This window comes from Alteromonas sp. a30 (assembly GCF_026788005.1).
Lineage (GTDB): Bacteria > Pseudomonadota > Gammaproteobacteria > Enterobacterales > Alteromonadaceae > Paraneptunicella.
The window spans coordinates 137,202-161,398 of record NZ_JABEPE010000011.1 but is presented as its reverse complement, the minus strand read 5'-3'; the positions used below and the strand labels follow the sequence as shown (position 1 = coordinate 161,398).

The window sequence follows — 24,197 nt, the reverse complement described above, 5'->3', positions numbered from 1 at the left end:
ATAGTTAATCCTATAAAAGCGCCTGTTCAGGCGCTTTTTTCTTATGTGCGTGTTGGGCGTTTTTTCGCGACTCTTGAGAGGGAAAGGTTAAGAATTACCATCTTCACCCGATAAAAAACCGAACGCTTAGATTGCCACTTGTGTTTTCCTAATAGAATTGTCATTCTTCGCGCGTTAATACAGATGAGGCTACGTACTTGTTTCAAACTATCAGTCACTTGTAGAGAATTAAGCACAGATGCATAGTAGGAAAAGCCCAGATAAGTGGCGAAAAACACAAAGAAAACGTTCGCTTGCACAGAGCAGAATGTGTGTCATTAGAGAGGATTAGGTGCAAGATCATAGCGAAAAAAGCATGGTGGATTTGTTCGTCGAAATGGAACAAACGCTACCCGTTAATACCTATGACATTAATGGCGTTAATGCTTGGCCTTATATCCGCCTTTCCATTAAAAACAAAATTGATTCGCATTTTCTTGTTCATGGCGGGAACCCTCGTTCTGCCTCTACACCTTCATTTATCTCTCGTGTAAAGCTTGCAGCTCGCCTATTTGGGCAAAGCTGTCGGCTAGTCATAAAAGGGGTTTGGCAATTTCCGTGGCGTCATTACTTCAGCAAAACCTCTATCGATATCTTAATGTTTTGCTTTAATTCGGCTTACATGAGAGTAGGTGAAAAAGAGATTAATCGTAATCTGATAGGTATGGTTGATGGACTGCAAAAAGCACAAAACCAACGTTTTTATATCTGGGAATATACCGCGATAGACGATGTTAAAAGCAAGCCCGATTTTCCGGGGCTAAACATTACGCCAGTTAGCGCTGCGCTTAACGAATGGTGTCGTTTTCGTATTGCCTTTTCAGACTTATTTCCCAAAAAAGAGTGGGATTTTGTTACCCAAATTAATATTTTTCTCGAAGCGAAAGGTTTGCCTGTAAGGCTTGAGTCACACAAGTTGTTTCACGAAATGCAGCGTATTATTACGTTCTCCCAGTTTTTACGCCCTTACTTGGTTCGCCATAACGTTAAAAAAGTAATCAACGTATGCTATTACAGCTATGTTGGTATGGCAGTGAATTTGGCTTGTTATCGAGAAAAACGTTTGAGCATTGAGTATCAGCACGGGGTTCAAACGGAATTCCATCCGCTATACAGCAATTGGTCTAACGTGCCCGAAAAAGGTTATGCCTTGCTACCAGAAGCCTTCTGGTTGTGGGGAGAAGCCACGTATCAGGTGATTCACCAATGGGCGCAACATCAACGCTTTCATGTTGCCAAAATCGTGGGCAATGCATGGCTTCCTTATTTCTCAGAGCAAATCGCAGGAACTCTCACGCTTACGCCAGCGCAACAGGCGCGCTACGCCAATAAAACATTGATTTTGGTCTCTTTGCAGGCGTTTCCCGAGCATTATCGAACTCATGTTACCGAGGCGATGAAACAATCAGACGATAATTGGCTTTGGGTGTTAAAAGAGCATCCACGGTATCTTCTTTCCGATGCGCAATTAGAGTCTGAATTCGGTACATTATTGCAACAAGGGAAGGTGATTGTTGAGCGCGACTTTTCCTTGTACGAAATGTTGTCACTCATTTCATTTGATGTGCATCTAACCGCTTATTCTACCGTTGCCTTTGAATGTGAATATTATGGTATTCCAACCATTTTCTTTCATGAAAATGGCGTAAAAGGGAATGCCACTTTGCTTGAGCAAGCTGCGCATTTTTATTCAGGGCTGCAATGCGATGAACTTTTGAGAAATATGCAGTTAGCACTGAATATTGACGAGATTCAGCCGATATACATGGCTAAAGATGTTTCGGTTGTGGATGCCTTGTTACTCGATAAAGAGAAATTGGCCGCCATTAATCATTCTTCTCATTATTCAGCGCGGTGATTGAGCGGTCAGGAAAATGACAATGAACAAACATTTACACGAACCCACCCAAGCGCGGTTTTCGAAATATGAAGCCAAGTATGGCGCGCATCATTCGCAGTTGCTATCCGAGCCTGTATTATCCGATGTTCTAACAAAAGGATATTGTGTTATTCCGCAATATTGGAGCGCGGAAAAATGCCAAGCGGCTCGTCAAGCTATTGATTCATTAACCGGAAATGCGCCGCCTACTGCGGTGAAATTATGGACAGATGAGCTTAGAGCGGATAAACGTATAATGGGTTCGAATTACCTAATGCGAGAGCTAAATCTCTTTGATGATGCTTATATTACTGAAGTCATTCAGGCGCTTTATGGGGTTGAAACCTTGTACGGTTTTTCCATGGCGGCGAAGTTAGAATCTTGTGAAGGAAATTTGGGATCAGGGCAAGGCTGGCATAGAGATAGCTGCATTGAACATCAATTTAAAGCTATTTTGTACCTGAGTGATGTAGATTCTCAACACGGACCTTTCCAATACTATCGGCAAAGTGGCAATGCTCAGAACATTGTTGAATTTGAAACCAAAACGCACATTCCTGTGGATGAAAGCCGCCTAAGCGCTTACGAAAGCGCCTTCGATTTAGCGCAAATTGATGAATTGTGTGCCAGCGAAGGAACACTGATTATTGCCAATACCCGAGGCATTCATCGTGGTAAACCTATTCAAACAGGCACGCGCTACGCGCTCACCAATTATTACTGGAAGCGCGCGATTCCAGCGCATATTGCACAGTATTTAAATGATAAAAACGGCGTTACTGAACACCAATCAGAAAGCCGCCGTTCCAGCATGAAACAGAATTAATGAACCGGAGTAAAAAATGAGTATTTTTATTATTGCTGAAATCGGCATTAACCATAACGGTGATGTTGAGTTAGCAAAACAAATGATTGATGTCGCGGTAGAAAGTGGTGCCGATGCGGTGAAATTTCAAAAACGCACATTAGATAAAGTCTATACTCAGGCGGAACTCGATACCCCAAGAGAAAGCCCGTGGGGCACAACCAACCGTGAACAAAAGCAAGGTTTAGAGTTCGGCGTTGAAGAATTCCAAAGCATCGATAGTTACTGCAAAGAAAAAGGCATTGAATGGTTTTTCTCTGCATGGGACGTAGATGCGCAAGTATTGATGCGTCAATTTGAGTGTCAATACAACAAAGTCGCCTCTGCGCGCATCTCTCACATGCCATTATTGGAAGCGATTGCCGCCGAGAAGAAACACACCTTTATTTCAACGGGTATGGCAACAGACCAAGAAATTGCTGATGCGGTAGCCTTGTTTAAAGCCGCAGGTTGCCCATTTGAATTAATGCATTGCGTATCGACTTACCCTGCAAAAGTGGAAGACTTGAACCTCAAATGCATCCACACACTTAAAGACTTGTACGGCTGTAACGTAGGTTACAGTGGTCATGAAACAGGTTTAGCTACATCGGTGGCAGCAGCCGCACTTGGCGCAACGTCTATTGAGCGTCATTTAACACTCGACAGAGCCATGTATGGTTCAGACCAAGCGGCGTCCGTTGAACCTCAAGGTTTCAAACGTCTTGTTCGTGATATTCGTGCGGTAGAGTCTGCAATGGGTGACGGTGTTAAACGTGTACTCGAAGCAGAAAAGCCTATTGCGGCAAAGTTGAAACGTACAGACGATCTGTAATTTTTTGAATAAGTGATTGAATGTTAAAACCTTGTCAGCACGAAACGCTCCGAGACATGATCTCGGAGCTGCTCCAAAAAGAACCCAGCCTCAATGCGCATCATTCATTAATTACGTCTTCTTTTGAAGCGTGGGTAAGCACACTTTTCCCTCAATTTTCCATCGCAGAAAATCATATTGCGTTACAGGAAAAGCTCAGCGGCGTGAGTCATGTGTTTTTCGACTTTGATGGTGTACTAACCGACAACAAGGTTTACACCGACGAACACGGCAATGAATCCGTTGTTTGCGATCGCGCAGATGGTTTGGGCGTAAAGCAGCTAAAACAGCAAGGAAAGCAGGTTTATATTTTGTCGACGGAAGCAAACTCAGTGGTACAAATGCGCGCAAAAAAATTGGGCGTGGCGTGCTTCAATGCGTGTGAAGACAAAGCGCTATTTATGCGTGATTGGATGCAAGATAATGCGGTTACAGCCCAGCAGGTTGCTTTTATCGGTAATGATATTAATGACTTAGGCGTGATGGCAGAAGTTGGCTTACGCTTGTGCCCTGCGGATTCAGATGCCTCTGTGCTTGCTGCGGTGGATTATGTTTTAGCGCGTAATGGTGGAGATAAGGTCGCAAGGGAAGTGGCCTCGTTGTTTGAAAAAGCGATTCAGTCTTCTCAGGAACATCATTCATGAATATTGCCTGTATTATTCCCGCTCGCGGCGGCTCAAAAGGCATTCCGGGAAAAAATGTCAAAACGTTGGCAGGTAAACCGCTGATTCAGTGGAGCATTGAGCAGGCGTTAAATAGCCAGCGCATCAATAAAGGTGTGTATGTTTCTTCGGATAGCGATGCCATTTTATCAGTGGCAGAAACCTGTGGCGCGATTGCGGTAAAAAGACCGGATGAATTATCCTCCGATACCGCGTCATCGGAAGCCGCATTACAGCATTGCATTGATGTGATTCGCTCACAGCATGATATTGATTTAATAGTTTTTTTACAGTGTACTTCACCTATCCGTCAGCAGGATGATATTGATAACGCCATTGCCACGTTATTAGCAAGTGAGGCCGATAGCTTATTGTCGGTGTTAACCATTAAAGACTATTTTGTTTGGCAAGATTCCGCGAACAATAACGAGTCAGCGCATTCGGTAAATTTTGATTTTCAAAACCGTAAGCGTCGTCAAGATTTGCCAACGCAGTATTTGGAAAATGGCTCAATTTACGTGTTCAAACCTGATGTGTTAGCGCAATACAACAATCGCCTTGGGGGCAAAATCGCTCTGTACCCAATGGAAAAATATTGCTCGCAACAAATTGATGACGATGCAGAGTTTATGCTTTGTGATGCCATTTTACGTGGCTTGAATCGCAGTTCGGGAGTGCAGTCATGAGCTTATCAGAACAACAACCTTGCGTTGTGGTGACGGGCGCAACGGGTTACTTTGGTGGGTACTTTGTGTCGGCATTGGCAAAACATTATCGTGTGATTGCCCTAGCCCGCAGTGCCGACAAACTCGCCGCGCTTAAAGCACAAAACTCCGAAGCGGCGCAAATCAATATCGACACACAAGTTTGCGACTTATCTGATTTACAAGCGAGTCGAGATTTGATGCGTCAGTTAATGCAAACCAACAATATTATTGGACTGGTTAATAACGCATTTCCTTTAGGCAAAGCAACGGGCTTCAACACGCCAGAAGGCGCGTTGAACAGTATTAATACTGACATGGTGAGTCAGGCGTTTTGTGCAGGTGCGCTTGCGCCTTTGGTGTTAATACAGGAGTTTGGCAATGCGCTCATGCAGCGAGGTGCGGCTGGGAAAATCGTTAATATCTCGTCGATGTATGCCAGCGTTTCGCCAGACCCAGCTTTGTATGAAGGTAAAACCACCTTTAATCCTGTGTCCTACGGCATGACAAAAGCAGCATTGGAATACCTTACCAAATATGTGGCCAGTTTTTGGGGAGCAAAAGGCATTCGTTGTAACGCCATTGCGCCGGGGCCATTTCCCAACACCGAATTTGAAAGTGAAAATGCCACTCGTGACGAGCCCTTTTTGGCACGATTAAAAGCAAAAAATTGTAATCACCAAGTGGGCCATCCTTCGCAATTAATTGGCGCATTAACCCTGTTATTGTCGGACGATGCAGAATTTATCAACGGTGAGATTATTCGTGTGGATGGCGGCTGGACGGTGCGTTAACGCGATTTCGTTTATTCAATTTTGAGGGCAATAAAAACAATGAACAATCCTCTTGGTATTATGCAAGGACGGCTATCACCACGCAGTGATGGTCGTTACCAGTCTCATCCGGTTTTGCATTGGCAAAATGAGTTTTTTGTTGCCAAAACTTTATCCTTACAATTAATCGAATTTATTCTTGATAGCTGGTCATTGGAGCATAATCCGCTGTTATCCGATGCTGGTATTGATGCAATAAAGCAAGTGGCCTCGCGAAGTGAAGTGGGTATCAAAAGCATCTGTGCCGATGTTTTTATGGATTACACCTTCGCCAGCGAAAATCCAAACCACGATGCTTCTCAAGCGGTGCAATTGCTAAAGCAATGTATCTACGCCGCTTCAAAACTCAACATTCAAGACATTGTTATTCCTTGTGTTGATCGTTCTTCGTTACCAAGCGAATCGTCGCAAGCGCGTTTTGTTGAACAACTCACACCGCTGTGTTTACTGGCTCAAGAGCAAGGCGTGCGCCTGAATATTGAAGCCGATTGGTCGCCAGAGGTTTTTGCATCGGTACTAGACGCCATTGGACGCGATAAAGTTTGGGTGAATTACGACATTGGTAATTCTGCGGCGCTAGGGTTTGATCCCAAAGCCGAGTTTGCTGCTTACGGACACAACATTTCAGACCTGCACATAAAAGACAGAAAACGTGATGATGCTTCTGTGCCATTAGGAACTGGAGACGCCGATTTTGATTTTATAATGGCTTGGCTTCAAGAGAACCACTTCAGTGGACACATGATTTTCCAAGCCGCGCGCGCAGAAGACTACCTTGACGATTTAATACAAGTGCGCTCGCAAATTACGTGGTTTAAAAATAAATGGAACGAGGTTGCTCATGGCAGAGGTTGAGCGGGGTAAATTGGCATTAGTGACCGGTTCGACCAGTGGCATTGGGTTTGGCATCGCGAAAGCCTTGCTCGAAAATGGCTATCATGTGTTGCTTAACGGGCGTGACAACACCAAGGCTCAACAGGCATTAAAGGCTTTAGCGGAATATGCCGATCGTATTACTTTGGTGATTGCTGACACCACAACTGAACAGGGCGTTCAAACCATACAAAGCGCGGTACAGGCCCTTGCCAAACCGCTCGATGTGTTAGTCACCAATGTTGGTAGTGGGCGTGCGGCCAACGACATTTGCGTTGGTGCAGCAGCGTACCGGCAGATGTTCGACATCAATTTTTATTCTGCGGTGAATGTGTGTGAGGCGTTGTTGCCTTATCTTGCTCGTCCGAGTGCCATTATTTGCATTAGTTCCATTGCTGGCGTGGCGCCCATTGGCGCACCGATTCCTTACGCCTGTGCGAAATCCGCACTAAATATGTTTGTTAAAGAATGGGCTGTGCGTTTAGCAGAGCAGAAGATCCGCATCAATAGCTTAAGCCCCGGCAATGTGATGTTTGAGGGCAGTGTTTGGCACAAAAAATACCAAGAAAACACCGAAAAAACACAAACCTACATCCAAAATAATGTGCCGTTAAATGATTTTGTCACACCGCAAGAACTTGGCGAAATGGTCCTGCAAATGGCTACTTCTCCCATGTTAACGGGGCAGAATATCGTGATTGATGGCGGTCAGTCTCGCGGTATGAGTTAACGTTTTCAAACTAGGGTAACAACATGAGTTCATCAAGCATCCAAGCTGATTTATCGCATAAGCGAGTGGTGATTACAGGAGCGGCCGGTATGCTCGGCGCGCAATACGCGACTTCGCTTGCTGGCAGTGGCGCGTCGTTGCTGTTAGTGGATATTGATACCGATAAATTGGCTTCGCTGAAACAGCAACTGATGCAGGCGCATCCTGCGTTGAATTGCTGGACGGAAGTGCTGGATATTACCGATGAGACCCAGGTGGCGAAGGTGAGTGGGCAACTGTGTGCTGATTTGTCCGATGAAGAAGAGCTGGTACTAATTAACAATGCCGCCATTGATGCAAAAGTGGGGGCAAGTCACGGTGAAAACCTCTCACGTTTGGAGCACTTTAGCTTGCAGCAATGGCAAAAAGAAATTGATGTTGGGCTAACAGGTGCTTTGCTTTGGGCCAAACATTTAGGCGCTGTGATGGCGCAAAGAGGCAAAGGTAACATTATTAATGTGGCATCGGATTTGGGTGTCATTGCGCCTAATCAAAATTTATATAAGCAGGAAGGCGTACCAGAACATCAGCAAAATGTGAAACCCGTAACCTACGCTGTGATTAAACATGGATTAATTGGATTAACCAAATATTTGGCAACGTACTGGCCAACGCAAGGGGTGCGATGCAACGCGATTGCCCCGGGTGGCGTGCAAACGCAGCAGCCTGAAGCTTTTGTGGAGCAGGTGTCTGCGCTCATTCCCATGGGAAGAATGGCCAAAGTCGATGAGTACAATGGTGCGATGTTGTTCTTGGTGAGTGAAGCATCGCAATACATGAACGGACACACGCTTGTGATGGATGGCGGCCGCAGCATTTGGTAATGCATGAGAGGAATCAGTAAATCATGAAAATAGAAAGAGTGGACATTGCCCCTTTTACTGTTTTACATACAACAGAATGGTCGAAGCTCAATGAAAAGTTAGTCCACCAAGGTCAGCCTATTTTGTTTGTTGTGGATGCAAGCGGGTTTTTTCTTGGCGCGATTACCAAAGGTGATTTACAAGCATCTGGGAAAAGCATACAGGCAGCTAACAGTGAAGTTACTCACCTGAACGCTGCTGATGTTTGCAATAAAAATGCCCGTAAACTCAATGTCAATTTACCCGATGCTCAAATTTCACGATGTTTCGATTCTCGGATTCATTGCATCCCACTGGTCGACGATTTAAATCGCCTGATAGCGCTAGCGCAACCCATATCAAAAAAGAATCGCGTTAATCTTAATATTGGCGCCGGAGCCACAGTTTTTGCCGGGTTTACTAATTTGGATGTGAAATCGGAGTGGTATGCAAAACATCAACAACAAGCCAATCCAGAACAGTTTGTTGAGTTCAATATTGTTAATGACATTTTGCCTTACGCCGATGACAGTGTTGATAACATCTACCTTTCCCATGTGATAGAGCATCTTGAGGACAATATGGTACAGCGCTTTTTAAGCGATTGTTTACGGGTATTAAAACCGAATGCGGTGATGCGGATTGCGTGTCCTGACGCAGAGTTTTTAGCGCAAATCAGCGCATTTGAAAATGATTTTTGGTTTTGGCGTAGAGACTGGTTCAGAGTTTACGCGCCGCACATACCTCCTCATGAGATTACGCAATTTGATTATCTTGTAAGAGAAATTGCTACCGAAAGGTATTGGACTTTACGAGAATCCGACTTTCCTGATGATTGCTTGAGCCCAGATAACTGGTATACGACATTGGAAAAGATGGTAGAAGGGTTAACGTTCAGAGAAGAAAAAATTGGTACACACATCAATTTCTGGACATTTGATAAATTAAAACAGTGCGCTCAGCGAGCGGGCTTTGAAAACATTTTGCGAAGTCGTTATCAGGGCTGTGTTTCTCAGGATATGAAAGGCCCAGAGTTTGACCAAACACGACCGGAAATGTCGTTATATGTCGATTTAGTCGGCTAACGAATAAACACCAATACAATCAGAGACCAATACAATCAGAGAGTAATGCAATGAGTAAATTGTACGAATTAGGGTTGAAGCACAACACGGACAAAACCATTTTATCTGCCACTCATGGTATGAGCTATCTGCATATTTATGAGCGTTTATTCGCATCCCTCGATCAATATGAAGAAATTCGTATTTTAGAAATTGGTGTGCGTGGTGGGAATTCCGTTAACATGTGGCTTGAACGTTTCCCGAATGCCATTGTGGTTGGCATCGACATTTGTGATTGCGATTTTGAGGTGCTCGATCCAGAGCGTTTTATTTTCTATAAAGCGGATCAACGAGACATTCCCGCGCTAAAAGAAATAGGCTTAAAGCATAAATCCTATGACCTCATTATTGATGATGGCAGCCACCAAATTGGCGATTACATAGAAAGCTTCTATGCCTTGTATCCCTTCTTAAGACGTAACGGTTTTTACGTCATTGAAGATTTATACAACAACTACGCTGAGTGGAACCGAATGCGAACAACCCGGATTAACGCGAATGGTGAAGCCTTTGATGAATTCCAAAATTTCATCACCAAAAATATTCATTTAAGCCGAGCGTTTAATTACAAAGACACCATGTTGAATATTTTTTCAATCCATCAATACCCTGGGTTTATGGTAGTGAATAAAGATTTGGTTTAAATCAAGGATGTTGAGCCAAGGTTTTCCAGCCGAAAACACCTCAAATTCGTTGGATTAAAAATAAATAGCGCCGATACATAAAATAAGTGCAGATAGAGGCAGATTTTCAGAATGAACTTTTACAGTAATACCCCAGAGCAGTTTTCTATTGTTTACGATGCATTTTATCCACTGCTTGTAAAAGATAAATATGTGCTTATTGATGGTGGTGCTGCCGGCGATGTGTCTCAGCCGTTTTATACGGCTAAAGACGTAGTGATTGGCGTTCGCTTTGAGCCAAGAGGTGAAGGCGAGATAGTGTCGTCGGAAAATGGTATTTTCATTAATGGCGGCCTGTGGAGTCACGATTCAACACAAACCTTACATGTAGCGGAAGTGCCTTTTTGTTCTTCCATTTGCCCGCCAAATGAAGCCTTGCTTTCTCAGTTTGAAGAAAGGTTTGGCTATCCGCCACGAAAAACCATCGAAAAGCGTGAAGTGCCTTGCCGCAGTATTGATTCTTGTGTGGCGAATGGCGAAATTCCACTGCCTAACTTTATTAAATTGGATGTGCATTCAGCAGAATTGCCGGCGTTGGAAGGTGCTGAAAATAGCTTGTCTGAGTGCGTTGGTTTGCTGGTGGAAGGCTGGCACTCTGAAGTGCATTCTGGGCAAGGTTTACATCACCAAGTTGAAGGTTTTGCCTGTGAACATGGATTCGAAGTGTTTGATAATACTGGCTTAATGCGCTGGAGACACCAATATAACGGCGAAGCTGATTTAGCCGATAGACCACAATATGTGGGTTCTGAAATGCTGTTCATTAAGAAAGATGTTCCCGAACATTTGCTGATTAAAAAAGCCTTTACGTTGGCATTATTCAAGTTCGGTAACGCAGCTAAATCGGCGTTAGATAAATTGGGAACGGAAGAAGCAAAACAACTTATTCACGCCATTAGTCAGCAACAAGATAAAAACCGTCCGAAGCCGTAATCACGGCTTCCTTCCAAAGCTTTCTCATTTCTATACATTGCATCTTCTTTCTAACCGCGTCATTCCTGCACCTAAAGAAATTGGCCTTAAACACAAAGTCTACGACATCATTATTGACGATGATAGCCACACAATTGCAGACTCCCTAGAAAGCTTTTACGCCTTGCCCCCTTCTTAAGACACAACGGTTACGTGATTGAAGACCTATAAAACAACTTATTCAACAACTGTACAGAATGGAATCAAATGCGTTCTGCACGCCACAATGCCAATGGAGAAGCGTTTAATGAATTCCAAAACTGAGACCAAACACATCCACTTAAGCCGAGTGTTTAATTACAAAGACTCCCAGCTTAATTTATTCTCAATTCTTTAGTATCCCGGCCTTATGGTGGTGAATAAGGACTTAGTTTAAGTTTGTTAAATTATAGCCACTGATGGCTTATATACCTCTTTTACTTCCTGCTTTAGCAGATCTTTAGTATTCCTGAAAAAAAACTGATTTTTAATTTCTTTAATAAGTCTTTAAAAGTTACCATTGGTAAGGCATCCGTCGATGCTATACTTTTAGGAGACTAACTGGTGGATAGTTTAGAAATTGAACTGTTAAAAAAAGATATAGCCCCATATCTCTCTATATTGTTGGCGATAAAGAATAGTGGATGTGGCTCCCATGATTTTCACGAAATAATTGTCCAAATTATAAAGGAAGAGTGTTCGGGAGACTTTTCTGTAAAAGATACATTTCGTGATAGTGTTGATGACATTGGTGGAATCAAAATTACTCTATATAAAGTTGAGAGAAAGCCAAGTTGGACTAATAATTCCCAGTTAAAAGATATTGAAAATCATGTGGTTATTAGCTTTGACATTGGTGAATATCAGGCATTTTATTTTTCAGAAAAGGGAAAGAAAGACTTGATTCGAAGCTTTTTTGGCAATGGCAAGTTAGTTGATCTTCTTCCTGTTCCTATAAGCATACTTAACGCATGCTTTATTAATGAAGATGAAGTGAGAATGCTTTGGTTGTCGGGGATTAATGGAAGAGATAATTTTAAAGCCGACTCGAAAGTCCTTGGTGGTAAAAGTGTGGCAGATACTTTAGACCCATTACTCGACCAGTCTTATATGATGTCTGCTGTTAGAACTGCTACTGGAAGTGGGGGAAAAAGTTCAATTGGAATAAACCCGTTCAAGTCTTCTATTTGGAGAGGCCCGTGTAATGATTGGAATGTTTTTGAAAGTCGAGTTATTGAGATTTTAGACACGCTTTCATCAAATAGCGCAAAATCTGACACACCTATTTCGATTCTATCCTATCCAATTTCTTCTGTTGACGAAGTTTCTACACCTTATGACTTTACTTTAGTGGACTATGAATTTTTACCAGAAGAGGATGGTCAGCACAGAAAGGACCTTCTCAACAACTTACAGCATGATTTCTTTGTTGAATTAACAGATTCTTTCTCAGAAAAAGATATTGCTTTGAATATCTTTCATAAGGGAAAAAAGGTAGGAAGTATTTGTGTTGAATTAGACGTAGTAGAATACAAAGTGAGTTTCAAAATTAAGAATGAAGTTTTCATTAATAAAACTCACTGTGAGAAATACAAAAAGGTTTTCAAGTATCCTGAGCTTATTAGGTGTTGGTTCGAGTCTGGTCATTCAGTAATTAATGGGATGGTTTTTCAAACTGGTTATCGAGACGTTGAATTTAATCGTTTTTTGTGGGCGGGTTTTGAAGATTTTGATGTTTCGAAAGAGAAACCTGGAATAGATCCTAGAAAACCCGATTTAAAGAAAATCGGGAAAGAGAAGTCTTTATTTTGTTGGATTCAAAGTCGGTGGAGTGGTAGTTGGTTGACTTCTGACGAATTTAAAACGACGGAAAAGCAAAAAGGTTGGCTTTATTGTGATGATGGAGCTGGAGAAAAAGCGGACTTTATTCATTATGAAAAGTATAAACAATTTCATATTATTTCACTTATCCACGTTAAAGCGGCAAAGACTTCGAGACCTGAAAGAAAAATCTCAGTAGGTGCTCATGACATTGTTTTGAATCAAGCAGTGAAGAACCTACGTTATACCAATCGTAAAACGTTGTTAGAAGACTTGCAAAGCAGACATAGTGAAGTAGTCCATAAAGGATGTTGGCACAATGGAAAAGAAGCTGAGCCCGAGAAATTCTTTAGCGAATTATCTAGTTTGAAAGATAATAGGTATGTGAAATATAGAGTAATAGTTATTCAGCCACACACTCAGAAAGAGGTATATGAAAAAAGTGGAGGGACAAAAATTAAAACACAGTTAGATGTATTATTAGTAAGCGCTGAAAATGATATTCGTTCATCTGGTGCCGAGTTTTATATTGTCGGTTTTGCGGGTAAATAAAGTGGTTATATTCAATTTAGCTAAATTGCACTTGTTATAGAGGTCGCTTTCGTGTGGCGACCTCTAATCCTTCCTTATCATTAGCGTTTTAAAAACACCCTCGTTATTCTATCGGCTTTATCACACATGCCGAACAAAAATCAGTTCTATCGAGAAGTATTTGTATTTGTCCCGCGGGATGACATACGCCTTATACCCTAAGTTTTTAAGCTGGTTATTAAGGTGAATGAGGCGTGTGTAAAAGTTGAAAAAGTTCATCACATCGTCGCGATTCATCCGCTCAAATTCTGCAATGATTTGCTTGGGATACACTTCAATCTCCAACAAGCGCTCTAAAATAGCGAATGCCGCACCTTCAATATCCATCTTTAGAATATCAATGCGATCATGTTGATGTTCTGCTAAAACGCTTTTTATATCCACGCATTGATGCACGAATTGCTTGCCATCGTGGCTGGCGATCATGGAAGGTGAACCGCCGTATTTGGGGGTTTTAAAGTTCATTTCCACGGTTTCATTCCACACGCCGATTTGCTGGAATTTAAACAGCGGATTATTCACTTTTTGTAAGTGATCACGGGCAATATTCGATGGGTCGAACAGGTAAATCGGGCACAGGTATTTGTCGGCAACGGCTTGGTCAAAATCGGTATTGGCTAGCACGCCTAACGAGTAAACAACACTTTCGTTACTGAGGGATTTGTCGTCATAAATAACGTAATTACCCATGGTTAAAAAATGGGTGTTGTCGACTTTGGGAAAGGTGGCTTCAAAGCGTTTCGCTAAACGCCGTTCAGCGCTAAAAGGTATCCAGAAGTCAGCGTGTAACACAGGCTTTATAAGACGGTTATAAAAGCGGTGTTTAATATAATACAGAACGCCTTTTAAGCCATCTCTAGCGTAATAAGTCTTGATGCCTTTGATTTGTTTTTGTATCCATTTTTTCATAAAAAGTGAGCCTGCATTTACCTGTGCTGCCTGAATTAATGGCTTTCGCCCGTGAATGGAACATCGTTAACAACGGTTGGCATCACTTTGTTTATAACATCTACTGCGTGCGCGAGTTGTTCTTGTGTCAGTGTGAGTGAAACAAAATCAGTGTGTCGATTGAGGTTCTCCAAAATATCCCCACGATCACCAATGCCCATTATCCCTGTGCTGCCACGCTCGCCTTCTAAGTCGATACAGACATAACGATAGTGCGAGTAAATATGATCTGTGCTGGTGGTTTCGAAGGTGACCGCATCGGCAAACTCTTGACTGTCGGTGTCTTCGAGCCTTAAGTATTTTAAGAAAACGATGTGGTAGTGTTTTTCTAGTGCAGCGCTTAGTGCGCCAAGGGCAACGCGGTTAAGGTCGCTCAGCCAGTGCATTTGCGCGAATGGACGCGGATCGCGGGCAACTTTTAATAAGGTTAATTGGCCCGACCAAGCTTCATGTAATTCAAGGATTTGCTCTCGATTCAAATGGTAATCCACAATCACGGTATTAGCGCTGCCTTTTAGCGGCGTATGCGCGAGCGTTGTGGCAACATCATTAAAGCGAGGGCCATCAAACTCATCAACATAGTGATAAATCACATAGTCAAATGAAGCCTTATTCTGCGCGGCTTTTTCCGCTTCCTGCACGCTTAAAAAACAAAGTTCGGTATTGTTAAAATGTATGGCGTTTTTGTCGAAGTACTGAATCGCTTCCACAAAACCTGCGGAGTTATTCACAATCGCTACTTTGGTATTTCTAAACTGATATTGCATGTGATTGTAAATAATTTGAAGCAGATTGTTGGGCGATTTCGACACGTCAAATGCCGACTGATGCTGTAATATCATGTGTTTAAAGCGGGTAAAGTAGCGCTTCCATACGTCCAATCCTTTTACGAATTGCTCTACGCCGTTTTCTTTCGATGAGTACAGTAGTTTGGTGAGCATCGCGTTGGCAAAGTTCACTGTGCCGTACAAGTAATAGAACAATAATGAACGACCATGCTGGTACGACAAAAACAGCAGGTTTTTTTGCTGTTCCACTAAAGCTTCGGCATCGCGCAAGGTGGAAATGGGTTTATCTAACCATTGTTCAAAGGTGTTGAGCTCGGTTTCTAACGAGTCCGAGGCGTATTTTTCTTCATATTGTTGAATGACTTTTTCGCCTTCTAAGCGGCGGAAGGCTTTTTCCCGCGTGGCTTTGATGGCGTCTGCTTTGTCTTGTTCTGAGGTCGTGATTAATACGCTATTGACGGCAAGTGGTGTTGCCCCAACAATTTGCGCGCCATCACTACAGTTAAAGAAGCTGACATCTTTGGATGAAGTAGAAATAAGCTGTTCTAACACCATTTTGGCAATTTTAAATTCGTGCTTGGTAAACACGGTTTTACGGAAATTGCCGGGTACAACAAACGAAGTATTGATGCCATCGGAATACTCGTACAGCTCTTTGCCATCTTCTAAATAATAGGCTGACTGCTGCGAATGGTGGCGTTTGTCGTTAACAAAGCCCATGTCGATGCCGATTAAATACAGGCTCTTAAAACCCAGTTGAGTAAACAGGTTACAGGCAAAATTAGCCACAGTTGGAAAGGCAAATTGCAGCACGGAATAGTCTTTTTCACCAATCACTTGTAAAGCAGAAACCGTGGACGATTCCCCTTCTTTAAAGGCAACAAACACATCTTTGTAAAGATCGCAGGTGTCGGGGTGAATGCCGTTACAGGAAATCAGTGTGACTTGCTTTAAGTAGTCGAAATCACCAATGGTTGAAGCCCAATCGAAGCTACTGCGGTTTTGTTCTATTTCGGCGTGAAAGTCGGGCACAATACCATTGCGATACATGACTTGTAGCGCTGTACCACAGGACACAATTATGGCTTTATCTTTCCATTCCTGAATCATTTCTAAGGACTGGTCCAACGATGGGCCGTTACCTACTAAAAACACCGGCACTTCTTTTTCATCGTAAGAAAAGGCTTTTTCTGGACGGCTGATTAGGTTCGGATATTCTCGCTTTAGGGCTTCTTTGGTTTGGGCGATACCGTGATAGGCGTGGTCGAAGTATTCGCCCATGGTAATTACCACTTGTAATTGCTCACGTAGCTTTGCAATTGCGGTGTTTAATGAGGCGTTGTAATAACACTGATAGAAGAAAGTGTTGTTAAGAATATACGGGCCAATGGAGTAAAATTGGCTTAATAAGTCGCGGAAAAGGTTGGTGCCATCGTCACCAATATTAATATACAGCTTGCCTTTTTTATCGTCGATAGCGTCGAAAATAGCTTGCCAATCAATGGCGTACAAGGAAGCGTAAAAGAAGTCTGGATTCGGTTCGCATAAAAACAGTTTTTCCAGCGAGTGGTTTTGTGCCAGAGCTTCAAGCTGATAGCCCACGCCTAAACCAAACATAATCATCGACTGAATATTTTCAGGTAACGCGCCTTCTTCATCTTCGGCGGCCTCTAACAATTCGTCGGTTTCTTTAACAAATTTATAGTGCAAATAGTGCGCGAGCTTTTTGCCTTTATAACCCAAAATTAGCCCGTCTTTGTGCGGGTAGTCGGAAAAACCTTGGAAGTTGGTCATGCAATCGTCTTTGGGCGTGTCGCTATACCAGCACACTAAATTTTCTTTATTAACGATATTGATGTCGCCTTCTGGCGTGACCACGGGCAACCAGTTTTTCGGCTGGTAATCCTTAAATTCTTTGGCGATGTTAGGAAAGTAAGTTTCGAAGGCTTTAATGTTGTTGGCAAAGGTGCCTGAGTCCTCAGAAACCGGGTGATAGCGCTCAACTTGGCAGGTTTCCGAGAAAAACTGCATATACTGATTGGCATCCTGATTCATATCAAAATGAAAGCCTGAAGCTTTGATTTGTTCCCAACTTTGCGATGCTAATTGCTTTTGTATGGAGTTAAAAATCGGGTGATGGAAGTGCTTGTATAAGTAAAAGCCGTCGATCGGGTAATGCTCGCGTAGCTCTTCAATGTTGTCGATAATATCGCGCCCGTCTTTTTCCAGCATAAAGAACAAGGAAATGTCTTTTTCTTTGACGTCGTTAAGAATGCTTTTCCAATCGAATACTAAATTTGATGCGGAAAAATATTGCGGTTCCGGTTCGTAAATAATCACAAAGCGGGGCGAACAAGCTTCCAGCAAGGCTTTAATGTGATAACCCAAACCAATGCCCAAGATTACCAAACAGTCGATTTTTTCTGGCACTTTCGGTTGATGTAAATAATCCTCTAATTTGGGAAGTTCGGTAATCAGTGTTGGGTCGACGTCGCTAGGAAGGCTTGTAGAAGTGGGTTGTTTCCCTGAAAAGTGTATGTATTGACCATGTTGTAAGAAAGCCTGAACTTGGGCGTTGTTGTCCTTCTCTGGATTAAAACCATAAAGGACACGACCAAGGCCATAATCGACAATGTTAAAGTGCCCCAGCTTGTTGCAAAAAATCGACAAATTTTGCGACTGAGTTTGGGTGATGTAAGGCATTAACGAGGGAATGCTGCGCTGAAAGGCGTTGATATTGTCTTTATGGACGGTCTGCAACGACTCGGCTAATTTAGCTTCTAGCGCTTCCTGTTTTTGCTCATCTTTTTCGATGTGCAACCTAATATTCTTTAACATTTCTTAATCCAGCGACTAACTTGATGTTTATTTGGGCTCTAAGACTGAAAATTTAGCCCGATTTCGTATTTCTGGTGTGTAACTGACAAGATTACTGCATGTTATTTATTTATGTAAGTATGATGATCTATCGACATAAATCGTCATATCTAAAAATATATTTAAAAATGACTGTTTCGGCAGATAATACAAATAATGTGTGCCTTAAATTTAGGTGCGCACTCTTATGATTAACACAGGAGTATCCATGATTAAATTTGGCATAGTGGGTTTTGGACTGGCCGCGAAAGTGTTTCATCTACCTATTTTGACTCGGTTAGCCGGCGCAAAAGTCACTGCGGTGTATTCTTCCAAACCGAAACAGGAAATCCAAGCCGTCGTTCCCGATGCTGAAGTATTCGATTCAGTGGATCATTTTATCGCGCAAGCGGATATAGACGTGGTGGTGGTTTTAACGCCTAATGACTTTCATGCCGACATTGCCAGTAAAGCGATGCTTGCTAATAAGCACGTCATTATTGATAAGCCTTTTGTGTGCAGTGTGGATGAAGGCACGGCGTTAATTGCCTTAGCGGAAAAACAACAAACGTTGCTCAGTGTTTATCATAACCGCCGTTGGGATGGCGACTTCCTTACCGCGAAAAAATTAATTGGAGAAGGAAAATTAGGCGAGCTACGTTATTTCGAGTCTCGTTTCGATAAATACCGCCCGCGGGTTTGGGGACGTTGGCGCGAACAAGATCGCCCCGGCGCAGGTTTAATCTTTGATCTTGCTTCTCATCTTATTGATCAAGCTTTGCATTTACTGGGCCTGCCTGAAAAAGTTTTTGCCAAAGCCTTGGCACAACGTGAAGGTGCCGAAGCCAATGATTACTACGATATTCAGCTTTCTTACAATCGCGGTTTAACCCAAGTGCGTTTGCGCGGCTCTTCCTTTGCACGAGCCACGCCTTTTCGTTTTTACATTGAAGGCACAGAAGGGACTTTCATTAAACAAGCGCAGGATGTGCAAGAAGCGCAGCTTGCTGCGAATATGTCGCCATTTGATGATGCATTTGGTGTTGATAAGCCAGCAAACTATGGTCAATGGTTGAGGATGCCACCTGAGGGTAATATCCAAAACAAAGAACATGATGAACCCGTTATCATTGAAACGGAGCGAGGTTCTTATTTTTCTTACTATGAAAACTTTGTTGCTGCGGTGAAAGGAGAGTCTTCGTTGGATGTGCCGGCAGAACAAGCATTGAACGTCATTAAAGTGATTGAATTGGCGTTCCAATCTTCTCAGTTAGGGCAGGAATTAGATTTTGTCTGAAGTTAGCGCTGAAAATGCGTATCGGTTAGTGACAGGTGAAGCGGCTGAATTGTTGATAGACGTAGGCGAGCATCCTGTTGCGCATAAGTTTTTAGCATCGCAGGATGCGCCAGAAACCCTATTCCCGATTCGTTTAGGGGTGGGTAAGAACTCTGGTTTAGTCGGGTTGATAGACCCACCAGACTGGCCGTCTATCACGCCAATTTATTCGTGGATTCAAATTAATGAACCGGAAGATCATCTGGATGATTTAGTGAGTCAAGTCACCGGTTTATTGACTCACGTTTCCGAAGGCGCAGAGCTGAGTATCTTGGGCTTAAGCGAAAAAGATAGCAGTACATTGGCACGTTTTAATGCCTTGGGTTTTACTCAAACGGAGCTGTTTTCGCATCCTAAATTAGCGGGGCAGGTAAAGCCGGGGGTTGAAGTGGTGCAGGCGGCAATTTCGGAGCCGCTGCCGGCTGAAGTTGCTCAATTAAAAAAATACGATGTGATTATCGGTCGTCATATTCTTGAGCACACTTGGGAAACACAAGCTTTTCTGAACAACGTGGTGGCAATGCTTTCACAAGAAGGCGTGGCGTTATTAGAAGTTCCTGATAATGAAAAAGCATTTAAAGACGTTCAACATACGATTATTTGGGAAGAGCATAGTTTGTACTTTACGCAAAATACCCTAGTCGATTTGCTAGCACGTTATGGCTTGCAGGTTGAGCGTATTATCCGTTACCCAATGGCTCTCGAGGATATTCTGGTTGCTGTGTTAAAAAGGTCTGATGGAGATACAAAAAGTTTAACGGTTTCGGATGTTCGAGATGCCGAACTAACAGCGCATTTTCAACAACGCTTTTTACCAATGCAGCAGTTTTTTCAGCAGAAGCTTGAAGCTTACAAGATGCAATATGGCGGTGTTGCCATTTTAGGCGCTGGGCATTTAGGTGCGGCGTTTGTCAATTATTACGGCCTTGCAGATGTGATTGATGTTGTGATTGATGACGATCCTAACAAACAAGGTTTATTTATGCCGGGGTGTCGTTTGCCGATTGTTGGCTCAAACAAACTCCGCGATGGCACTTACCGCTTTTGTTTGCTTACTTGTAACCCTTGGAATAACGAAAAAATCGTAGCAAGGAACCAAGCCTTTATTGAATCTGGCGGTGTGTTCCTATCGATTTTTCAGCCGGAGACATGGTCGTGAAATATAAAACCATTAATGAAGCCGTGCTATACAACGACGAGGCCATATGCACGTTAACGCAAGCTGATTTAGCGGAGCTTTCCACCTTGGGCTTGGCAACTAAAGAGCAGCGTACACGCTTATGTGTACATGAAGAGCCCGATTCCTTGGTACATGAAATGTTTATTGTTCATACCAAGGACACCTATGTTAGGCCGCATCGACACATCACCAAAAGCGAATCATTTCAGGTGCTTGAAGGTGAAGGGTCGTTAATCTTGTTTGATGAAGACGGTAATATTGAGCGCTGCATCGCGCTGGGCTCGCTGCAAACAGGCAAAACTTTCTACTTCAAAATGCCAGCAAAAGTGTGGCATATGTTAATCATTCAATCGGATGTTATTGTCTTTAAAGAAGTTACCCAAGGACCGTTTGATGCGTCCGATTGTGAATTTCCAGATTGGGCGCCAATGGGGCGTCATATTGAAGAAGTGCCTGATTATATAACGTTTGTTAAAAGTGCGATAAATCTTAAATAATCTCAACGAGCAAGTGCAATGAATCACAACTCTTTTTATATCATTATCACAGGCGCAAGCCGCGGTATTGGTTTGGAATTGACCAAGCAATATGTATTTAACGGTGTGTCGGGAGGGCAATCGTGTCGTGTGATTGCTGCCTGTCGAGACCCAGAAAATGCGCAACAGTTACAAGCCTTAGCGCATGAGGTTAGCCGTAAAGGCCAAAACAACTTGGTGATCCGTGAATTAGATGTCACTAATCAGGACTCCGTTCAAGCTTTTGTTTCCACGTTACGAGACAGACCGATAGATGTGCTGATTAATAATGCCGGTATGTTTGGGCCCAACGCCCCGTTACTGGATGTGGACATTGACAAGTGGCATGAAGTATTTCATATCAATTGCATGGCTCCAGTGTATTTGTCGCAACAATTGTTTGAAAACGTCAGACAAAGTCAGATTGGTAAAATCGTGACTATTAGCAGCGATATGGGCAGCATCGGCTTAAATGAAGGCGGCGGTGCTTATTTGTATCGCTCATCAAAGTCAGCATTGAACTCCGCTATGTACAGCTTGTCACTAGACGTTAAATCCATGGGCGTTACTGTCATGATGCTGCATCCGGGACACGTTATTACCGACATGGGTGGCCCAAATGCCAAAGTACCTGTACAAGAGTCGGTTGAAGGGCTACGTCGGGTGATAGATGACACCAATCTTGATGAAACCGGCGCTTTTAAAAATTGGTTGGGCGAAAGCTTACCTTGGTAGTCTTTTAAGCTTGTAAAGTTATGATTCGGAGAGCGCTGGATTGGTGCGAGATCTGGACGATTTGGACCACACGATAGCAGAGTGGTTTTGATCAATACAAGCTAACAGCACTATCAAAAATGAAACGGTGTTGATCCCAGTTAGCACTGCGGCAGGGACCATATACATAAATGCACACAATAGTATCGATAAGTTAAAACTTTTTAAGTTTTTCCCCCATTTATGGGCTGGACGGAATAAGAGTAGAGGCAGCGTCAGCGTCATTACTAACCAGCCCGTTCCTACAAGACCATAGGAGCGCAGAAGCACTAACCATTCGTTATCGGCGAAATGAAATATTCCTGCTCGTGGAAGGGGGCCAACACCAAAAATAGGACTTTCCAAAAAGTACCTGATGTTGAGCATCCATTGATTAAATCGTGCGGAAAAGCTGCCTTCTTCTAAGCCATTTGCTAACAGCTCAAATCTAAACAAAATAAGGTTGTAGATGACTTTGTTGTCTCGTAGGAAAACAAACATAACACCAATAATGGCAATCACTGATGCCAGCAGTACATACTTATAAATGGTTAGTTTCCAACCGCCCCTGAAAAGCAGAATTAAACATACAGTGCCACAGCCCCAAACAATAAAGGCACTTCGAGAAAGCGTCATAATTAGGGCGGAAAAAAGCACTACAAAAAGCACGGAACCATATTTAATACGCTTTTCGAGAATAAGGTATGTAAGTGTAATCAGGGTGAAGGCCATGACCAACCCTTGTGCATTGGGATTGCCAATGATGCCAACAACACGAGGTGATGAATAACCCGGCATAAGGGTGTTGAATTGAGTCGGTGCAATAATAGGAACGTAATAACGGTTCAGCGAGAGAATATCAAAGTATTGTTGTATACAGATCAACGCCGACACAAAGCCGAAAATAACAAATATCCTTAGAATGTATATCAGTCGCTGGTAATAATCCGAGTCACTATGGATGAAGTTATACAAAATGCTGTAGATGAAGAAGATTTTTACAATCCAAATTAATTTTACTAAATCCAACAATGACGCTGGAAGTTGCATGATACTGCCAACCGAAATGGAGGTAATTAGTAAGATACTAAAGAGCAGAAAAAAGAAGGCTCTAAAGGGGATGAGCATTCTCAGAGAGGGGCGAAATAAAAACGAGAGGGCCAACCAAGGCACAATAAACAATTCTTCAAACCGAATACCAATAAAACCAGGAATGGAAATGGTGGGAGTGAGAAACATGCAGAAAAGGATAGTTACACTGCTGTATCGATAAAATTGTGCTTTGGTCACTGCAAGGTCCCTCAATCAATTATTTCGATAAGGTACCACGAATAAATCCCACGACGACCACGACTAAACCTAACATCGCACCTAAGAAAGTTGTCAGAATAACAATAACAGCTCTAAATGGTTTGGATTTTTTCTCAGCTACTTTTGCCGGGCTTAGGGTTTTTAAAGCATATTCTTGAGAGACTTCTGCGAGCATAAGGGTTTGCGTTTGTTCTTTAATTAACTCGAAGAAAATATTACGCATTTCTGCAACGTGCGTTTTCTCTGTTTGTTCTTCTAAGTAGCGGATTTTCTTGTTTGTTTCTGATATTTCACGCATTTTAAGTTCATCGTTAATTGCTGAAACAAGTAAATCCACCCATTTTTTGGCGACATAGGGAGAAAAGTGTTCAACAGAAACGGTAATAAACCCAGTTTCTTCGTCTTTCGAGATATTGATGCGCTCCATTATTGCTTCATATAAAAGCCAACTGGTAGGCTTCAAGGTTTCGTTTTCGTCTCCATCTGGATCTGGCAACCAAGTGTTTTCTTTGACGTTATAAATATCATCATTATAAATCGGAATGTTGTTTTCTTTGTCCCAGCCTTCTAATGCAAAAACTTCAGCTTCCAATTGGTTATCTTGAATAAATTTCTCAATAAATCCCCAAGTTTGAATAAGTTCAATAGCAATTGTGGACTTATCGCCATCTTGCATACCGCCAAGGCTTAGCCCGGCTAAAGAGGCAATACCACCCAAGCCGCCCAAATTCGAAAGGCTTGGTGATGAAGTGGAGGAGGTTGACATTAGTATTGCGGATGACTTGTATTGGTCGGACAAACTTAACGCATAGATAATGGAAATAATCGCTGAAAAAGCAGCAAAGGCGAAGATGGAAAGTTTCTTTTTCCAGATATAAGAGATAAGTACACCTAAATCGATACTACTGTTATCTTCAGACTGTGAATTTTGAGTTATAAAATTTTGATCCATGGCGTTAAAAGCGGGTCCCTATTTACTGTAGTTGGGATTGACAGACAAATTGATCTGGCGATTATACCG

The 24,197-nt window shown here is 42.6% G+C and carries 21 protein-coding genes; 17 read left to right on the top strand and 4 right to left on the bottom strand.

Annotated features, from left to right (window positions below):
- Positions 1 to 331 precede the first annotated feature (331 nt).
- The 13 genes from HJG39_RS12420 (at position 332) to HJG39_RS12360 (ending at position 13,450) form a co-directional block, all read left to right on the top strand.
- Complete coding sequence (locus HJG39_RS12420) at positions 332 to 1,897, top strand: hypothetical protein (protein ID WP_268409554.1); 1,566 nt, start codon at positions 332 to 334, stop codon at positions 1,895 to 1,897.
- Positions 1,898 to 1,919: 22 nt separating this feature from the next.
- Complete coding sequence (locus tag HJG39_RS12415; protein WP_268409553.1) at positions 1,920 to 2,744, top strand: hypothetical protein; 825 nt, start codon at positions 1,920 to 1,922, stop codon at positions 2,742 to 2,744.
- A gap of 16 nt (positions 2,745 to 2,760) precedes the next feature.
- Entirely contained in the window at positions 2,761 to 3,597 is an 837-nt protein-coding gene (locus HJG39_RS12410; RefSeq protein ID WP_268409552.1) for an N-acetylneuraminate synthase family protein, read from the top strand.
- Between the two features lie 20 nt (positions 3,598 to 3,617).
- Complete coding sequence (locus HJG39_RS12405; protein WP_268409551.1) at positions 3,618 to 4,280, top strand: KdsC family phosphatase; 663 nt, start codon at positions 3,618 to 3,620, stop codon at positions 4,278 to 4,280.
- Entirely contained in the window at positions 4,277 to 4,984 is a 708-nt protein-coding gene (locus tag HJG39_RS12400; RefSeq protein ID WP_268409550.1) for an acylneuraminate cytidylyltransferase family protein, read from the top strand. Before HJG39_RS12405 ends, HJG39_RS12400 begins: the two co-directional genes overlap by 4 nt.
- Positions 4,981 to 5,796: an SDR family oxidoreductase gene (locus tag HJG39_RS12395; protein WP_268409549.1), complete on the top strand. Its 816-nt coding sequence runs from the start codon at positions 4,981 to 4,983 to the stop codon at positions 5,794 to 5,796. Before HJG39_RS12400 ends, HJG39_RS12395 begins: the two co-directional genes overlap by 4 nt.
- Before the next feature lie 39 nt (positions 5,797 to 5,835).
- The gene (locus tag HJG39_RS12390) at positions 5,836 to 6,690 is read left to right on the top strand and encodes a sugar phosphate isomerase/epimerase family protein (protein ID WP_268409548.1); all 855 of its coding nucleotides are present in this window, start codon (positions 5,836 to 5,838) and stop codon (positions 6,688 to 6,690) included.
- Positions 6,677 to 7,438 carry an SDR family NAD(P)-dependent oxidoreductase gene (locus HJG39_RS12385; protein ID WP_268409547.1) on the top strand — a complete coding sequence of 254 codons (762 nt, stop codon included), beginning with the start codon at positions 6,677 to 6,679 and terminating at the stop codon, positions 7,436 to 7,438. Before HJG39_RS12390 ends, HJG39_RS12385 begins: the two co-directional genes overlap by 14 nt.
- A 23-nt stretch (positions 7,439 to 7,461) precedes the next feature.
- A complete protein-coding gene (locus HJG39_RS12380) occupies positions 7,462 to 8,301 on the top strand; it encodes an SDR family oxidoreductase (RefSeq protein WP_268409546.1) in 840 nt (279 codons plus the stop codon).
- A gap of 23 nt (positions 8,302 to 8,324) precedes the next feature.
- Positions 8,325 to 9,404, top strand: a complete 1,080-nt coding sequence (locus HJG39_RS12375; protein WP_268409545.1) for a methyltransferase domain-containing protein — start codon at positions 8,325 to 8,327, stop codon at positions 9,402 to 9,404.
- 50 nt (positions 9,405 to 9,454) lie between these two features.
- A complete protein-coding gene (locus HJG39_RS12370; protein WP_268409544.1) occupies positions 9,455 to 10,087 on the top strand; it encodes a class I SAM-dependent methyltransferase in 633 nt (210 codons plus the stop codon).
- A 111-nt stretch (positions 10,088 to 10,198) separates the two neighbouring features.
- Complete coding sequence (locus HJG39_RS12365) at positions 10,199 to 11,059, top strand: FkbM family methyltransferase (RefSeq protein ID WP_268409543.1); 861 nt, start codon at positions 10,199 to 10,201, stop codon at positions 11,057 to 11,059.
- Positions 11,060 to 11,641: 582 nt separating this feature from the next.
- Entirely contained in the window at positions 11,642 to 13,450 is a 1,809-nt protein-coding gene (locus HJG39_RS12360) for a hypothetical protein (RefSeq protein WP_268409542.1), read from the top strand.
- Between the two features lie 120 nt (positions 13,451 to 13,570).
- Here HJG39_RS12360 and HJG39_RS12355 read toward each other — a convergent pair whose 3' ends face one another.
- Together HJG39_RS12355 and HJG39_RS12350 are read right to left on the bottom strand one after the other, a co-directional pair.
- A complete protein-coding gene (locus HJG39_RS12355) occupies positions 13,571 to 14,398 on the bottom strand; it encodes an FkbM family methyltransferase (protein WP_268409541.1) in 828 nt (275 codons plus the stop codon).
- Positions 14,399 to 14,433: 35 nt separating this feature from the next.
- Entirely contained in the window at positions 14,434 to 18,063 is a 3,630-nt protein-coding gene (locus HJG39_RS12350; protein WP_268409540.1) for a motility associated factor glycosyltransferase family protein, read from the bottom strand.
- 247 nt (positions 18,064 to 18,310) lie between these two features.
- Here HJG39_RS12350 and HJG39_RS12345 point away from each other — a divergent pair, with 247 nt between their 5' ends.
- Genes HJG39_RS12345 through HJG39_RS12330 form a run of 4 tightly spaced genes read left to right on the top strand, consistent with a single transcriptional unit; the run spans position 18,311 to position 21,847 of the window.
- Positions 18,311 to 19,378, top strand: a complete 1,068-nt coding sequence (locus HJG39_RS12345; RefSeq protein ID WP_268409539.1) for a Gfo/Idh/MocA family oxidoreductase — start codon at positions 18,311 to 18,313, stop codon at positions 19,376 to 19,378.
- Positions 19,371 to 20,576 (top strand): methyltransferase domain-containing protein, encoded by a 1,206-nt coding sequence (locus HJG39_RS12340; protein ID WP_268409538.1) that lies wholly within the window; start codon positions 19,371 to 19,373, stop codon positions 20,574 to 20,576. The genes HJG39_RS12345 and HJG39_RS12340 overlap by 8 nt, the downstream gene beginning before the upstream one ends.
- Positions 20,573 to 21,094 carry a WbuC family cupin fold metalloprotein gene (locus HJG39_RS12335; protein ID WP_268409537.1) on the top strand — a complete coding sequence of 174 codons (522 nt, stop codon included), beginning with the start codon at positions 20,573 to 20,575 and terminating at the stop codon, positions 21,092 to 21,094. Before HJG39_RS12340 ends, HJG39_RS12335 begins: the two co-directional genes overlap by 4 nt.
- Before the next feature lie 18 nt (positions 21,095 to 21,112).
- A complete protein-coding gene (locus HJG39_RS12330) occupies positions 21,113 to 21,847 on the top strand; it encodes an SDR family oxidoreductase (protein ID WP_268409536.1) in 735 nt (244 codons plus the stop codon).
- Positions 21,848 to 21,865: 18 nt separating this feature from the next.
- On the opposite strand, the gene HJG39_RS12325 is transcribed toward HJG39_RS12330, so the two are convergent.
- Complete coding sequence (locus HJG39_RS12325; protein WP_268409535.1) at positions 21,866 to 23,155, bottom strand: O-antigen ligase family protein; 1,290 nt, start codon at positions 23,153 to 23,155, stop codon at positions 21,866 to 21,868.
- Positions 23,156 to 23,174: 19 nt separating this feature from the next.
- Positions 23,175 to 24,128: a Wzz/FepE/Etk N-terminal domain-containing protein gene (locus HJG39_RS12320; protein ID WP_268409534.1), complete on the bottom strand. Its 954-nt coding sequence runs from the start codon at positions 24,126 to 24,128 to the stop codon at positions 23,175 to 23,177.
- Between the last annotated feature and the right edge of the window lie 69 nt (positions 24,129 to 24,197).

What these genes read in the sequence shown, in the direction of transcription:
- HJG39_RS12415 (WP_268409553.1), top strand. Translation starts at nt 1,920, where the DNA reads ATGAACAAACATTTACACGAACCCACCCAAGCGCGGTTTTCGAAATAT.
- HJG39_RS12410 (WP_268409552.1), top strand. Translation starts at nt 2,761, where the DNA reads ATGAGTATTTTTATTATTGCTGAAATCGGCATTAACCATAACGGTGAT.
- HJG39_RS12405 (WP_268409551.1), top strand. Translation starts at nt 3,618, where the DNA reads ATGTTAAAACCTTGTCAGCACGAAACGCTCCGAGACATGATCTCGGAG.
- HJG39_RS12400 (WP_268409550.1), top strand. Translation starts at nt 4,277, where the DNA reads ATGAATATTGCCTGTATTATTCCCGCTCGCGGCGGCTCAAAAGGCATT.
- HJG39_RS12395 (WP_268409549.1), top strand. Translation starts at nt 4,981, where the DNA reads ATGAGCTTATCAGAACAACAACCTTGCGTTGTGGTGACGGGCGCAACG.
- HJG39_RS12390 (WP_268409548.1), top strand. Translation starts at nt 5,836, where the DNA reads ATGAACAATCCTCTTGGTATTATGCAAGGACGGCTATCACCACGCAGT.
- HJG39_RS12385 (WP_268409547.1), top strand. Translation starts at nt 6,677, where the DNA reads ATGGCAGAGGTTGAGCGGGGTAAATTGGCATTAGTGACCGGTTCGACC.
- HJG39_RS12380 (WP_268409546.1), top strand. Translation starts at nt 7,462, where the DNA reads ATGAGTTCATCAAGCATCCAAGCTGATTTATCGCATAAGCGAGTGGTG.
- HJG39_RS12375 (WP_268409545.1), top strand. Translation starts at nt 8,325, where the DNA reads ATGAAAATAGAAAGAGTGGACATTGCCCCTTTTACTGTTTTACATACA.
- HJG39_RS12370 (WP_268409544.1), top strand. Translation starts at nt 9,455, where the DNA reads ATGAGTAAATTGTACGAATTAGGGTTGAAGCACAACACGGACAAAACC.
- HJG39_RS12365 (WP_268409543.1), top strand. Translation starts at nt 10,199, where the DNA reads ATGAACTTTTACAGTAATACCCCAGAGCAGTTTTCTATTGTTTACGAT.
- HJG39_RS12355 (WP_268409541.1), bottom strand. Translation starts at nt 14,398, where the DNA reads ATGAAAAAATGGATACAAAAACAAATCAAAGGCATCAAGACTTATTAC.
- HJG39_RS12350 (WP_268409540.1), bottom strand. Translation starts at nt 18,063, where the DNA reads ATGTTAAAGAATATTAGGTTGCACATCGAAAAAGATGAGCAAAAACAG.
- HJG39_RS12345 (WP_268409539.1), top strand. Translation starts at nt 18,311, where the DNA reads ATGATTAAATTTGGCATAGTGGGTTTTGGACTGGCCGCGAAAGTGTTT.
- HJG39_RS12330 (WP_268409536.1), top strand. Translation starts at nt 21,113, where the DNA reads ATGAATCACAACTCTTTTTATATCATTATCACAGGCGCAAGCCGCGGT.
- HJG39_RS12320 (WP_268409534.1), bottom strand. Translation starts at nt 24,128, where the DNA reads ATGGATCAAAATTTTATAACTCAAAATTCACAGTCTGAAGATAACAGT.